Source organism: Massilia sp. YIM B02763, assembly GCF_030412015.1.
Classification (GTDB): domain Bacteria; phylum Pseudomonadota; class Gammaproteobacteria; order Burkholderiales; family Burkholderiaceae_D; genus Telluria.
In genome coordinates, this window is sequence record NZ_JASNRD010000022.1 from 1 (window position 1) to 12573 (window position 12573).

General features: G+C 67.1%; 12 protein-coding genes. 4 read left to right on the forward strand and 8 right to left on the reverse strand.

From position 1 onward, the window contains the following. Positions 1-118 precede the first annotated feature (118 nt). Positions 119-2107: a PhoX family phosphatase gene (locus QPK32_RS21945; RefSeq protein ID WP_290414923.1), complete on the reverse strand. Its 1989-nt coding sequence runs from the start codon at positions 2105-2107 to the stop codon at positions 119-121. Positions 2108-2363: 256 nt separating this feature from the next. Here QPK32_RS21945 and QPK32_RS21950 point away from each other — a divergent pair, with 256 nt between their 5' ends. Beyond that, the gene (locus tag QPK32_RS21950; RefSeq protein WP_290414924.1) at positions 2364-2873 is read left to right on the forward strand and encodes a hypothetical protein; all 510 of its coding nucleotides are present in this window, start codon (positions 2364-2366) and stop codon (positions 2871-2873) included. Here QPK32_RS21950 and QPK32_RS21955 read toward each other — a convergent pair. The 4 genes from QPK32_RS21955 to QPK32_RS21970 all read right to left on the reverse strand — a co-directional run bounded on the left by QPK32_RS21955 (position 2870) and on the right by QPK32_RS21970 (position 6372). Beyond that, positions 2870-3796: an AEC family transporter gene (locus QPK32_RS21955; RefSeq protein ID WP_290414925.1), complete on the reverse strand. Its 927-nt coding sequence runs from the start codon at positions 3794-3796 to the stop codon at positions 2870-2872. The genes QPK32_RS21950 and QPK32_RS21955 overlap by 4 nt on opposite strands. Further along, the gene (locus QPK32_RS21960; RefSeq protein WP_290414926.1) at positions 3793-4041 is read right to left on the reverse strand and encodes a hypothetical protein; all 249 of its coding nucleotides are present in this window, start codon (positions 4039-4041) and stop codon (positions 3793-3795) included. Before QPK32_RS21960 ends, QPK32_RS21955 begins: the two co-directional genes overlap by 4 nt. 23 nt (positions 4042-4064) lie before the next feature. Continuing rightward, positions 4065-5156 carry a redox-regulated ATPase YchF gene (ychF, locus tag QPK32_RS21965; RefSeq protein ID WP_290414927.1) on the reverse strand — a complete coding sequence of 364 codons (1092 nt, stop codon included), beginning with the start codon at positions 5154-5156 and terminating at the stop codon, positions 4065-4067. 118 nt (positions 5157-5274) lie between these two features. Beyond that, entirely contained in the window at positions 5275-6372 is a 1098-nt protein-coding gene (locus QPK32_RS21970; RefSeq protein ID WP_290414928.1) for a patatin-like phospholipase family protein, read from the reverse strand. A gap of 212 nt (positions 6373-6584) precedes the next feature. Between QPK32_RS21970 and QPK32_RS21975 the strand changes: the two genes are divergently transcribed. Next, entirely contained in the window at positions 6585-8447 is a 1863-nt protein-coding gene (locus QPK32_RS21975; protein ID WP_290414929.1) for a DUF3857 domain-containing transglutaminase family protein, read from the forward strand. 36 nt (positions 8448-8483) lie between these two features. Here the strand turns inward: QPK32_RS21975 and QPK32_RS21980 are convergent, their stop codons facing one another. Next, positions 8484-8978 carry a GNAT family N-acetyltransferase gene (locus tag QPK32_RS21980; protein ID WP_290414930.1) on the reverse strand — a complete coding sequence of 165 codons (495 nt, stop codon included), beginning with the start codon at positions 8976-8978 and terminating at the stop codon, positions 8484-8486. A gap of 287 nt (positions 8979-9265) precedes the next feature. On the opposite strand from QPK32_RS21980, the gene QPK32_RS21985 reads away from it, so the two are divergent. After that, entirely contained in the window at positions 9266-9475 is a 210-nt protein-coding gene (locus QPK32_RS21985; protein WP_290414931.1) for a cold-shock protein, read from the forward strand. Between the two features lie 251 nt (positions 9476-9726). Beyond that, the gene (locus QPK32_RS21990; RefSeq protein WP_290414932.1) at positions 9727-11157 is read left to right on the forward strand and encodes an HD domain-containing phosphohydrolase; all 1431 of its coding nucleotides are present in this window, start codon (positions 9727-9729) and stop codon (positions 11155-11157) included. Positions 11158-11163: 6 nt separating this feature from the next. Here QPK32_RS21990 and pth read toward each other — a convergent pair whose 3' ends face one another. Next, a complete protein-coding gene (gene pth / locus QPK32_RS21995; protein WP_290414933.1) occupies positions 11164-11748 on the reverse strand; it encodes an aminoacyl-tRNA hydrolase in 585 nt (194 codons plus the stop codon). A 217-nt stretch (positions 11749-11965) separates the two neighbouring features. Continuing rightward, positions 11966-12553: a 50S ribosomal protein L25/general stress protein Ctc gene (locus QPK32_RS22000; RefSeq protein ID WP_290414934.1), complete on the reverse strand. Its 588-nt coding sequence runs from the start codon at positions 12551-12553 to the stop codon at positions 11966-11968. Positions 12554-12573 lie beyond the last annotated feature (20 nt).

Below are 12573 nucleotides of genomic sequence, written 5' to 3' on the forward strand. Positions count from 1 at the left end.
AGCTGCTCTTCCTTATTTATCCCGGACAGCAGTGCGCGCAGGCGGGGACCCAATTTTGCATGCGCAAACGATACGCAGGCAAATTGGGTCCCTGCCTGCGCAGGGACGACGGTTTGCTTTAGGCCTTCGCCAGCTTGATCTGCGAGACATCCGCAGTCAGGTAGCCGACGGCCGCGCCGAACTTGTCCTTGTAGTTCGTGCGGATCATCGGATCCAGCGTGTCCTTGACCTTGGCGTGGATGCTGCCCCAGTCGCCCGGGTGCTGGAAGTTGCTCATGATGTAGGTCCAGCCGTTGATGTCGTCGACGGCGTGCAGGCCCGTCGATTCGGCGCCGGCCGGGGTCGACAGCACGCGCGACAGCTTCTTGGTGTCGACGTTGTAAGCCCACAGGAAGTTGTTGACGTGGTTGCCGCTGTCCTCGCCGATGAACAGGGTGCGCATCTTTTCCGAGAACTTCAGGTTATCCGGGCTGGCGATCTTGTCCGGGTTGGCGGTGTTGCCGAGTGCGTCCGCGGCGATGTCCTCGCCGGTGATCAGGGCCTTGACGTCGACCGGCATCCACTCGCTGTTGATGGCATTGCCCGCGGTGTCCTTCTGGCCGCCCTTCATGCTCAGCGCCATCACGGCGCCGGCGGTCAACGCCTTCGGGATCGAGATGCCGTTGCCCGGCACGTTCGTGCTGGCGCCGGCCACCATCGAGCCGTTGCAGTTGGCCAGTGCCGAGTAGGCGACCTTGTCCTTCAGGTTGACGGTGGTGCCTTCCATCTTGGTGAAGCCCATCGAACCGCCGACCAGGGCGGCGTAGCGGTGGGTTTCCAGGAACGCGGCGGCCTTCTCCATGCCCGGCTTGACCTTGATCCACTCGACGCGGCCGTTGGCGGCGACCTTGGTGTAGGTGGCGTCGGCCGGATCGGCGGTCTTGACGTCCATGATGTCGGCTGGCTTGAGCGACGCGGCCAGCGAACGGATCTCGGCGCTGGTGGCCGAGCCGAGCTTGATCCAGGTGAGCGGCGCGGCGGTGGCGGCCGGGTCCAGCGAGAAGCCGGCACCGACCTTGGCCACGTACAGGGTGCCCGAGGACAGGTCTTTTTCCTTGTCCGCGACGAAGACGAAGTAGCCGGCGTTGGTGGCGTCGTCGCCCATCAGCACGGTGCGGTTGTCGCCCATGACCTGCACCAGCTCGTGCGAGATGCGGCCCATGCAGTAGTGCTTCTTGATGCTGCCGGTGCCGTCCGGGTTGACGGTGATTTCCGGCAGGTGGCCGTAGTTGTACGGATTGGCGCGGGTTTCGTCGCCGTACAGGCTCTTGCTATAGCCCTTGAACTGGGCATCGGTCGAAGCCAGGTAGGCGTTCGGCTCGTACTCTTCGCTCGACAGGTGGGTGCCCCACGGCGACAGGCTGGCGCCGCAGGTGATCCACAGGCCGTTCACGCTGGAGGTGTCGACGTTGTGGTACTTCACGAGGCTGAGCTTACCGGTGGTCTTGTCCTGGTCCAGGGTCAGCACGGCGATCGGCGACGGCAGCTTGCCGTACATATCGGTCTTGCCGTCCTGCGCCCAGGTGGTGTACTCGAACTGCACCACGGCGAACACCGGGTTGCCCTTGACGCCGTCGACCTTGGCGTTCGGCACGGTCAGCAGCGAGGTGCCGTCCGGCGAATCCGAGAAGAACTGGCGCTCCTTGCCGGCCACGGTGGTGTCGATGATCGGCTTGTTGTTGATGTCGTAGTAGCCGCCGGCCAGGATGGTGCCGCCCTTGCCGTCCGGGACCATGTCGCCGGTGACGAAGAAGGGCTGGTACGACAGCTTGAAGTCGACCTTGCTCGAATCGCTGAAGTTGACCGTCATGTTCGATGCGACATAGGTCTTGGCCATGTTGGCGGCCTCTGCCAGGCTCGGGGCGTTCATCGCGCCGAACGACACGCTCGCCAGCGTCACGGCCGGCGGCGTCGGGTTGGTGCTGACCGGCGGTGCGACCGGATCGTCATCGCCGCCGCCGCACGCGGTGAGCAGTGCGGCAACGCCGCCGGCGCCGAGCGGCAGCATCGGGGTGGCGCCGAACAGGCGAAGCATACGGCGGCGGGACAGGTCGGTATTCGAAGTCATGCGTCATCTCTCCAGATGGTCGGTGGGGGCCGGGCTCGTTCGGCACGGAATCCGCAGGAGGATAGGGGACGCATATTTCACGTTGATGACAGGAATTTAACGGCTGTGTGACATGCATGCGGCGCGGCGGTATCGTCTGGCGCGCCGCCCGGTGGCACCACCCTGCCTGCGAGAAACACTGCGTGCCATGTCGTCAATCCCGCTGCACACTCCGGCCTCATCAATGCTGAAGCACATCAACGAGGAGCGAAGAACCATGCACGACACCATCAAGGCACCGGACAATGGCTGGCGGACGGTGTGCAATATGCCCATGCTGCTGGCGCTTGTCGTCGTCATCCTGGGCAGCGCTCCGCTGTTCGGCCCATGCGACTGCGGCGACATTAGTCCTGGCGACCTGATGTTCATGGTGCCGTGGACCTACGGCATGCTGGGCCTGGCCCTGTGCTACCTGGAAGACGCGACGCTCAAGAAGCCCCTGGGCATCGTCGGCCTCGCATGGTCCGGCTTCACGCTGCTATGGATGTCGATGTCGGGCACGACGGCGATGGATGGCGCGACGCTCGTGTACCCGTTCGGCCGCGGCGGCAACATGGTGTTGCTGGCAGTGTGCCTCGCGGCCGGGATGGCGCTGGTGGCCTACGATCGGCACCGGAAGGCATTGCCGGGGCGCGTCGTCGTCTCCGTCAGGTGGACGGCGCGGCTGTTGCTGGCGGCGTGGTTGTGCATTCCCGTCGTGATCGTTGGGTTGATCGTGGGGCGCTAGAGCAAGCCCGCCAATCCCAGCAACGACAAGGGCATCGCCACCCCCGCCACCAGCGTCTGCACCGCGATGATCCCCGCCATCAAGGGAGCATCGCCCCCGAGCTGGCGCGCCATGATGTAGGAGGACGACGCCGTCGGCAGCGACTGGAACAGCAGCGCGGCCAGCGCTGCCGGGCCGTGCAGGCCGAAGACGTGGCAGGCGGCCAGCGTCGCCAGCGGCATCAGCGCGAACTTCGCCACCGAGGACAGGCCCACGGGACGCATCCAGCTGCGCACCGCGGAAAAGTCCAGCGCGGCGCCCACGCACAAGAGGCCCAGCGGCAGCGATGCCTGGCCCAGCGCCTTGAACACGGGCTCGACGGGCGCCGGCAAGCCGATCCCCGTCGCGTGCAGCAGGATGCCGGCGACACAGGCGACGACCAGCGGATTGGCGGCCAGCTGGCGCAGCACGGCGGGCAGCGAGGGCCTGCCTTTGCTGCCGTAGCGCGAGAACACCAGCACGCACAGCACATTCACGGTCGGGACGATGGCCGCATTGCCGACCGCCGCCAGCGCCACGCCCTGCGCGCCCCAGATGCCGGCGGCAGCGGACACGCCCACATAGTTATTGAAGCGCACGCCGCCCTGGAACACGGAGGTGAAGGCGGCATCGTCGACGGGCAGCCAGCGCCGCGCGGCGACCAGCAGCGCGGCCACCAGCAGCGTCGAACAGACGAGGGTCGCCGCCATCGCCGCGACAGGCAGCCCGTCCAGGTGCGCCGTCGCCAGGCCGTGCAGGAACAGCGAGGGCAGCAGCACGTAGTAGCCCAGTTTTTCCGCGTGGGGCCAGAACGCGTCGTCGATGAAGCGGGTGCGGCGCAGCCAGCTGCCCAGGGCGATCAGGACAGCGATGGGGATGAGGGCGAGCAGGAGCGTGGTCGTCATGCCGTCACGATAACCGATTCAAGCGTGGTGAAGGCCCCATCGGGCTTGCCCGCATTGACGAGCACGCGCAGACGCGGATGCCGTGCGCGCAGCTCGGCGGCCATGCCATCGTACAGGTTGAGGATCTGCTGGGTGCATTCGACGGCGCGGCACTGATGCATACGGAATAAAGAAGTGATTGGACCCGCATGAAAAAACCCCGGCGCCAAGGGCGGCGCCGGGGTTTCGTTGCCGTTAGAATCCACAGGATTCCGAGCTGCTGCGTTGCTTAGACGTTGAACAGGAAGTTCAGCACATCCCCATCCTTGACGATGTATTCCTTGCCTTCCGCGCGCATCTTGCCCGCTTCCTTCGCGCCGCTCTCGCCCTTGTAGGCGATGTAGTCGTCGAAGGAGATGGTCTGGGCGCGGATGAAGCCGCGTTCGAAGTCGGTGTGGATCACGCCGGCCGCCTGCGGGGCGGTGGCGCCGATCGGCACGGTCCAGGCGCGTACTTCCTTCACGCCGGCGGTGAAGTAGGTCTGCAGGCCCAGGAGCTTGAAGGCGGCGCGGATCAGGCGGTCCAGGCCCGGCTCTTCCATGCCCAGGTCGGCCAGGAATTCGAGCTTGTCGGCGTCGTCCAGGTTGGCGATTTCCGATTCGATGGCGGCCGAGATGGCGACGATCGGGGCGTTCTGCTTGTTGGCGAACTCGGTCAGCTGGTCCAGCAGCGGATTGTCGGTGAAGCCGCTTTCCGAGACGTTGGCGACGAACATCGCCGGTTTTGCGGTAATCAGGTGCAGGCCCTTGATCAGTTCCATCTGGTCGGCGTCCAGGCCCAGGGTGCGGATCGGTTGGCCTTCGTTCAGGTGCGGCAGCATCTTTTCCAGGATCGCGACCAGCTTGATCGCGTCCTTGTCGCCGGCGCGCGCCTTCTTCTGCTCGCGGTGCAGGACTTTCTCGGCGGTGCCCATGTCGGCAAGCGCCAGTTCGGTCTGGATGACTTCGATGTCGTCGATCGGGCTGACCTTGCCGGCCACGTGGATCACGTTCGGGTCTTCGAAGCAGCGCACGACGTTGACGATGGCGTCCGTTTCGCGGATGTGCGACAGGAACTGGTTGCCCAGGCCCTCGCCCTTCGACGCGCCGGCCACCAGGCCCGCGATGTCGACGAACTCGACGATGGCTTTCACGACGCGCTCCGGCTTGACGATCTCGGCCAGCTGGTCGATGCGCGGATCCGGCACCTCGACGACGCCGACGTTCGGCTCGATGGTGCAGAACGGGTAGTTTTCAGCCGGGATGCCGGCCTTGGTCAGGGCGTTGAACAGGGTGGACTTGCCGACGTTGGGCAGGCCGACGATGCCGCATTTGAGACTCATGGGAACGCTTTCGGGGAAGAATGTCGAAACCCCGTATTGTACCCGCGCTCGCCGCCGAAGACTGCAATCCGCCCCGAAATGCGGTGATGTTGCCGGATTATCGCCCCGGCAACGTCGCTTAAAGCGGACGGATCAGGCCGACGTCCGGCTTTTCCACGAAGGCGGCGAACGCATCGCGCAGGCGTTCCCCCTCGTCCATGGCCCGGCGCCAGGCCTGGATGCGGGCGTCGTGGTTCAGGCCGTAGAACTGGAAATCGCTGCGGTCGATGATCTTCCCGCGCGGCAGCTTGCCCAGGAATTCCCGGCTCGGCGCCACCACCAGCACATTGTCCAGCCAGCCGCGGTTCGGCCCGCGCGCGGCGCGGCGCCATGGCATGGCTTTGTCCAGCCACCCCGGCACGATGTGTTCGGAAAAATGCGGATACAGCACGATGGCGCCGGGCTCGCGTTCCGCGATGCGCGCGTACGGCAGCGCCAGGTTGTAGTCGATGATGCCGCCATCCCAGTAGTGGCCGGGCGGGGCGCCGGGAATGTCGCGCACGGGCTGCATCAGCATCGGCAGCGTGCCCGAGGCCAGCAGGCTGGCGGCCAGGTTGTCTTGCGTCAGCGGCGCGAAATGCGTGTCGAAACGGTCGAAGGCGTCGCTGAGCCAGGGTGCGTCGGCGCGGCGGTCGCCGATCACCACGCGGTCCATCAGCAGCGCCAGCTTGTCGCGCGAAAACAGGTTGTGCAGGGCGGCCGCCGCAAAGCCGCGCAGCTCGGCATGGCGGTGGCCGGGCGCCGCCAGCGCGCGCTTGCCGCGCACGGCCAGTACCTGCAGGCGGTAGTGCGGGTGGCCGACGATGTCGTCCTCGTGGCCGCGCACGAATTCCTTCAGCAGGCCCTGCACGACCTCGTCGATCTGCTGCTGGCTCGGCTTGGTGCTCGTGTAGCGCTGGCCGCTGTACAGCTCGCCCAGGCGCGTGAATGCGCGCACGGGATCGCGCTGGCAGGCGGCCGCCATGCGCCAGGCGCCGATCGAGGAGCCGATCAGGATGCGCTCGCGCGGCGCGGTGGGAAACCACGTGCCGAACAGCCACCCGTCGAGCGCGCGGAACAGCAGCCCCTTCGGACCGCCGGCCGCGGCCGGGACGACGGCGATGTCGGCGGCGCGCAAGCCGTGCGCGCGGATGCGTTCGAGGGCGCGCGGGCCCGCGTGGAAAGTCAGATCGCTCATCCGGAAATTATCGCAGGATGCCTCGGCTCCTGCCGCGCCACGGACAAGTGCACATGCCGTACCGCCTGGCGTAACGCGTCGCGGGCCACATCGGGCAGTCCAGCACGCTTGCGTTAGCTCAACGGTAGAAGCTTGCGCTTTCGTAAGATGGCTCGGTTGCCCTCGCATCCGGAGCCCACATGCTTGCTCGACATTGTGCCGTCGCATCATGCTTGTTCCTGTTTCTCGTGCTGGCGCTGGCCTGCGGCTGCGTGCTGGCGCGTGGCAGCGGCAGCGATGCGGGAACTGATCCGGCCGTCGTCGTCGAGCACCATGTGCAGCACTATGCCGTCGAGCCGGGCGGCGCCTACCGCCTGAGGGTCGATCATCTGGAAACCATCGTCGAGGCGCGCGCCATCCAGGCCCATGGACAGTACGCCATCAGTTACAACAACACGCTCGATGCGATCGAATCGCTGGAAGCCTGGACGCTCAAGCCGGACGGCCGCCGCGTGCCCGTGCTGCCAGGCCAGGTCAAGGACCAGCAGGAAGCCGCGTCGAGCGACGCCCCGCTCTTCCAGGACACGCGCGTGAAAGTCGTCGTGTTCCCGGAGGTGGCCGTGGGCGACCGCCTGGCCCTGCGCTACGTATTGCGGCGCGCGACGCCGCTGTTTCCCGGCCACTTCGAAGACCTGGCGCCGGCGCCCGCCTACCTCAACCGCAACTTCCTGCTGATCTACGACATGCCCGCCGCGCTGCCCCTGCATGCGGACGCGGTCGGCTTCGTGCCGGTCGCCGGCAGCGTCCCGCCCCCGCCCGGCATTCGGCGCTACCAGTGGCGCTACCAGGACAGCCAGGTCGGTGGCGACGAAGGTCGCATCGAGGCCGATTCGGTCAGCCCGCTGGACTACGGCAAGCGCCTGGCCGTGTCGACGTTTTCCGGCTACCCGGCCTTCGCGGCGGCCTTTCGCAGCAGTGCCGCCGGCCGGGCTGCGCCCTCGCCCGCCATCGCCGCGCTGGCGCGCCAGCTCACGGCCGGGCTGCCGGACACGCGCGCGCGCGTGCTGGCGCTGTCGGACTGGGTGCGCAGGAATGTCCGCTACGTGGGCGTGTACATCGGGGCGGGGGGCGTGGTGCCGCATCCGGCGTCCGTCGTGCTCGACAACCGCTACGGCGACTGCAAGGACCACGCGGTGCTGCTCGAGGCGCTGCTGGCGTCGCTCGGCATCGACAGCGGCGGGGCCCTCGTCAACAGCGGCAACGCCTATCGATTGCCGGATGCGCCCACGCTGGGCGTGTTCAATCACATGATCACCTACGTGCCCGGCCTGGACCTGTTCCTCGACCCGACGGCGGATACGGCGGCGGCCGGCTATTTGCCGGCCAGCGTGCTGGGCAAGCCCGTGCTGCTGCTCAAGACGGGCGGTTTCGCGATGACGCCCATGCTGCAGCCGCAGCGGATCCGGGCCCTGGCCACCGTCGACATCGGGCGCGACGGGCGCGGCAGTTTCCGCGTCGAACGCAGCGTCTCCGGCGCCCTGGCCGAGCCGCTGCGCAAGGCCGTGCGCGATGCGCGTCCGGCCGAGCGGGAACGGTTTGCCGAGCGCATGCTGCAGGGCATGGGGCGCAAGGCGCGCGGCGTGTTCGATGCGGGCACCGTCGATGGCAACGGCGACGACTACAGCATGGCCGTCACCGGCAGCGGCGACCAGTTCGTCGACCTGCCCGGTCCGGGCGCGCTGGCCACGACCTACCCGGCCTGGAGTGTCGTCGACGATGCCGTCGCGGGCATGGTCCGGGAACGGGAGCGGCACCAGGATTTCGTCTGCCCGGCCGTCGATGCGGAGGACGAGATGCGCTTCCGCCTGCCAAAGGGGGTGCGCATCCTGTCGCTGCCGCCGCCGGTGAACGCCATGAACGGCGGCATCTTCTACCGCGCCAGTTATGCGCGCGCGGGCAATGCGGTGACCGTCAAGCGGCGCCTGACCTTCCGCCACGGCAGCGCCACCTGCACGCCGGCCGACCACCGCGCCATGCAGCCGGTGCTGGAGCGCATCGTGCGCGACTTGCGCAGCCAGATCGTGGTGCAGGGCTAGCGGCCGGGGACTGGCGCCAGGTCCTGGCCGCTGGGCTCAGCGTGTGCCGGCGCGCTCGCGGAGAAGCGCCAGCGCCGCATCGCTCAATTCGAAGCGCAAATCGACCCGGTCGCGCCCCGAGCGGTAGCCGCCGGGCCAGCGCGCGATGTCCTCGAAACCGCAGCGGCGGAAGAAGCCGGCCGTGTGCGGGTGCGTATCGACCGTGACCCAGCGCGGACGCAGCTTGCGCTTGGCCATGTGCAGCAAACGGTAGTCGAGCAGGGCGCGGCCGATGCCCGTGCCGTGGCAATCGGCGCGCACCAGGCCGAACACGAGGGTGGCCAGGTCGTAGAATTCGGACAGTTCGTAGCCACCGAAGCCGACCAGTTCGCCATCGCGCACGACGACGAACAACGGACCGTCCGGCTCGTCGAGGCAGGAGCGCAGCCAGGCTTCTTCCGATGCGGGAAAGTGGTCCGGGACGTTGGTGCGGAAGGCGGCCAGCACGGCCTTGCGGTCGGTGTCGCGGTAGCGGCGGATACGGATCGTCATGGCAGCGATGGGGTTGGCATGATCGCACTATAAACCGCCACCGTTGCGTCGTGCGCTCGCGCCCGGACCGGCTTGCCTGCACAACAAGAAAAATAAAACCACGAATTCCTTAGGCGATTCGGCGGAAGGCCTGTATATTGGTCCTCGCACTACATCAAGTCGCTTTCTTGCTGGTCTCTCTCCCGTCTCGCCTTCACGGCATTCCTGTTTGATTCTCATTGCTGGTATCTCTTGATTGCATGTGCATTCCGGGCACATTCGCCCTCACCCACTTCAAAGGTATTTCAATGGCTATCCAAACCGGCACCGTTAAATGGTTCAACGATTCCAAGGGCTTCGGCTTCATCGCTCCCGATGCGGGCGGCGGCGACTTGTTCGCGCACTTCAAGGACATCCAGTCGGACGGCTTCAAGAGCCTGTCCGAGAACCAGCGCGTGTCGTTCGAACGCGCGCCGAGCCCCAAGGGCGAGAAGGCCAGCAACATCCGCGCGATCTGATCGCCAGGCGCGGGACGGCCTGCACCACGCAGATAGCGTGGGCGCGCCGGACGCGCCAGGCGCCGGACGGTCCGCACCACGCAGATAGCGCGGGCGCACCGGACGGCGCCGCATGAACGACATGCTGCTGCGCACCGCAGCCGCGTGAACATGCGAAAAATCCCGCCACGCGCGGGCTTTTTTTCGTCCGTGCCCCCAGGAACCCAACCGTGCGCCTTGTACAGGTTGACAATGACCATTACATTAGGGCCATGCAATCCGATGAAACCATCACCGTCGAAGATGCCGTGCAGGTGCTCGCCATGGTGGGCGACCTCAGCATGGGCCTGCCGCCCGATCACTCGATCCGCACGGCACGTTTGGCTGCGCGCCTGGCCGAGGAAAACGGCGACGGCGCCCTCGCCTGCACGAGCACGCGCATGGTCGCGCTGCTGCGCTGGTCCGGCAGCACGGCGACGGCCGTCGGGTTCTCGCAATTGCTGGGCGACGACGTCGGCGGGCGCCTCGCGATGGTCACGCGCACCCTGCCGAGCGACAACAACCTGAATTTTTCCAACGTCATGCCGCTGGCGCAGATGCAGTGCGAGGTGGCGGGCGACATCGCCGCCCTGCTCGCCCTGCCCGCCGACGTGGAAGAAAGCCTGCGCCACCTGTTCGGCAGCCACCACCGCGGCGACATGCAGGACGCGCTGTTCTCCCCCGCCATCCCGCGCGCCGTGTTTTATGTGCGCCTGGCCGGCGACCTGGAAGTGCTGGCGCCGTCGCACGGCACGGCCGGTGCCCTGAAGCTGATCGGCGAACGCGCCGGCGTCAAATACCCGGCCTCGCTGGTGCAGCGTATCGCACCCCATGCCCAGGCCTGGCTCGACGCGCTCGAGGAGCCGTCCTGCGCCGCCGACTACGCGGGCCACGACCGGCGCGTGCCCTTGACCATCGTGTCCGACGTCATCGAACTGAAATTGCCCTGGCTGACCGGCTATTCGCGCCGCGTGGCGGCCCTGGCGCGGCGCGGCGCGGCGCTGGCCGGCATGCTGCCGCTGGAGGAGCGGCCGCTGGGACGCGCCGCCCTGCTGCACGGCATCGGCCGCGTGGCCGTGCCCAATATCGTGTGGGAACGCCCGGGCAAGCTCGATACCCGCGACTGGGAGCAAGTACGCAAGGTGCCGTTCTGGACGGCGCGCGCGGGCAACCAGGTGCCGGCGATCCAGGAGGAAGCGACGCTCGGCTCCTTCGCCTACGAACGGCTCGATGGCAGCGGCTATTTCCGCAAGGCGCGCGGCGAAGCGATGGGAATGCAGGAACGCATGCTGGCCGCCGCCGCGGCCTTCACGGCCATGTGCTCGCCGCGTCCTTGGCGTCCGGCGCATGGCGAGGCCGCCGCCGCCACCTTGATGACGGCGCAAGCGGCCGCTGGCCGCTTCGACCGGCGCGCGACGGAAGCCGTGATTGCCGCCGCGCGCGCCACGGCGCCGCCGGTCCCGCGCCGCAGCAGCCAGTTCACGGAACGCGAAATCGAAGTGCTGCGCCACATCAGCCAGGGAGAAACGAGCCGCGAGGCGGCGCGCGCCTTGCGCATCAGCCCGGCCAGCGTGCGCATGCACGTCGACAATATCTTCGACAAGCTGGACTCGACGTCGCGCCCCGCGATGACCTTGAAGGCGCTGGCGCGCGGGCTGCTCTGACCCGATTCAGTCCGTATGCAGCTGCATCGTCGCCGCATTCATCTTGCCCTCGCACACCATCGGGATGATGCGCAGCGCCTTGTCGATGGCTTCCTCGATCAGGGCCTGTTCCTCGCGGCGGGGACGGTGCAGCACGAAGTCGGCGACGGCTTGCTGCAGGTTCAGCGTGCGCGGGTGGCCGATGCCCAGGCGCAGGCGCCAGTAGTCCTGGGTGCCGAGGGCGGACGTGATGTCCTTCAGGCCGTTGTGGCCGCCGGACGAACCGCCGCGCTTGAGCTTGGCCGCACCCGGCGGCAGGTCGAGCTCGTCGTGGACGACGAGGATCTCCTCGGGCGCGATCTTGAAGAAGCGCGCCAGCGCGCCGACCGACTGGCCCGAGCGGTTCATGAAGGTCAACGGCTCCAGCAGCCAGGTGTCGTGGCCGCCGATCGACGTCTTGGCCACCATGCCGTTGAAGCGCGACTCGCGCTGCAGGTGGCAGCCGGACAGCGAACGGGCGAGGTTGTCGACGAGCCAGAAACCGGCGTTGTGGCGGGTTTGTTCGTATTCCGGGCCGGGGTTGCCGAGGCCGACGATCAGGCGGATGTGCATGGGGCGAGCAATCTGTACGTAAAACCAGATTATCGCGGAAACGACGGGATCGCGATATCCCGGCGCCCGCCCTCCTCTTGCTTGCTCGACGCGGGCGGCGGCCACGCTCAAGGGATTGACGCTGGGCTTGATCTAAAGAGGCAACAAAAAACCCGCCGGACTCGCGTCGCGACGGGTTTTCGTGCACTGCCCGGCAAGCCGGGCGGCAATGCAGGAATTACTCTGCAGCGGTTTCGGCAGCAGCCGCGCCCGGCGGCACCGAAGCGGTGGCGACGGTCAGGTTCTGGCCGTGGGTCAGGGCGGTCACGCCTTCCGGCAGTTGCAGGTCGGACACGTGGATCGACGCACCGGCTTCCAGCTTCGACAGGTCGACATTGATGAACTCCGGCAGTTGGCCCGGCAGGCAGGACACTTCCAGTTCGTTCAGGACGTGCGACACGACGGCGCTGCTCAGCTTGACGGCCGGCGAGATCTCGGCGTTGACGAAGTGCAGGGTGACCTTGGTGTGGATCGGCTGCGAAGCGTCGACGCGCTGGAAATCAGCGTGCAGGACCAGTTGCTTGTATGCGTGCATCTGGAAGTCGCGCAGCAGGACTTTTTGTGCCTTGCCGTCGATTTCCAGGTCCAGGATCGAACCGTGGAATGCTTCTTTTTTCAGCGAGTGGTACAGGGCGTTACCGTCCAGGGCGATCAGTTCCGGGGCGGCGGTGCCACCGTAGATGATGCCCGGGGTCTGGCCAGCTTTGCGCAGGCGGCGGCTCGCTCCGGTCCCCTGCAGCGTACGGGCAAATGCGACTACTTTCATGTGATACTCCAAGAGTAATG

Bases quoted from the DNA above. Each gene is read 5' to 3' on its own strand.
- QPK32_RS21945 (WP_290414923.1), bottom strand. From the start codon at position 2,107: ATGACTTCGAATACCGACCTGTCCCGCCGCCGTATGCTTCGCCTGTTC.
- QPK32_RS21950 (WP_290414924.1), top strand. From the start codon at position 2,364: ATGCACGACACCATCAAGGCACCGGACAATGGCTGGCGGACGGTGTGC.
- QPK32_RS21955 (WP_290414925.1), bottom strand. From the start codon at position 3,796: ATGACGACCACGCTCCTGCTCGCCCTCATCCCCATCGCTGTCCTGATC.
- ychF (WP_290414927.1), bottom strand. From the start codon at position 5,156: ATGAGTCTCAAATGCGGCATCGTCGGCCTGCCCAACGTCGGCAAGTCC.
- QPK32_RS21970 (WP_290414928.1), bottom strand. From the start codon at position 6,372: ATGAGCGATCTGACTTTCCACGCGGGCCCGCGCGCCCTCGAACGCATC.
- QPK32_RS21980 (WP_290414930.1), bottom strand. From the start codon at position 8,978: ATGACGATCCGTATCCGCCGCTACCGCGACACCGACCGCAAGGCCGTG.
- QPK32_RS21985 (WP_290414931.1), top strand. From the start codon at position 9,266: ATGGCTATCCAAACCGGCACCGTTAAATGGTTCAACGATTCCAAGGGC.
- QPK32_RS21990 (WP_290414932.1), top strand. From the start codon at position 9,727: ATGCAATCCGATGAAACCATCACCGTCGAAGATGCCGTGCAGGTGCTC.
- pth (WP_290414933.1), bottom strand. From the start codon at position 11,748: ATGCACATCCGCCTGATCGTCGGCCTCGGCAACCCCGGCCCGGAATAC.
- QPK32_RS22000 (WP_290414934.1), bottom strand. From the start codon at position 12,553: ATGAAAGTAGTCGCATTTGCCCGTACGCTGCAGGGGACCGGAGCGAGC.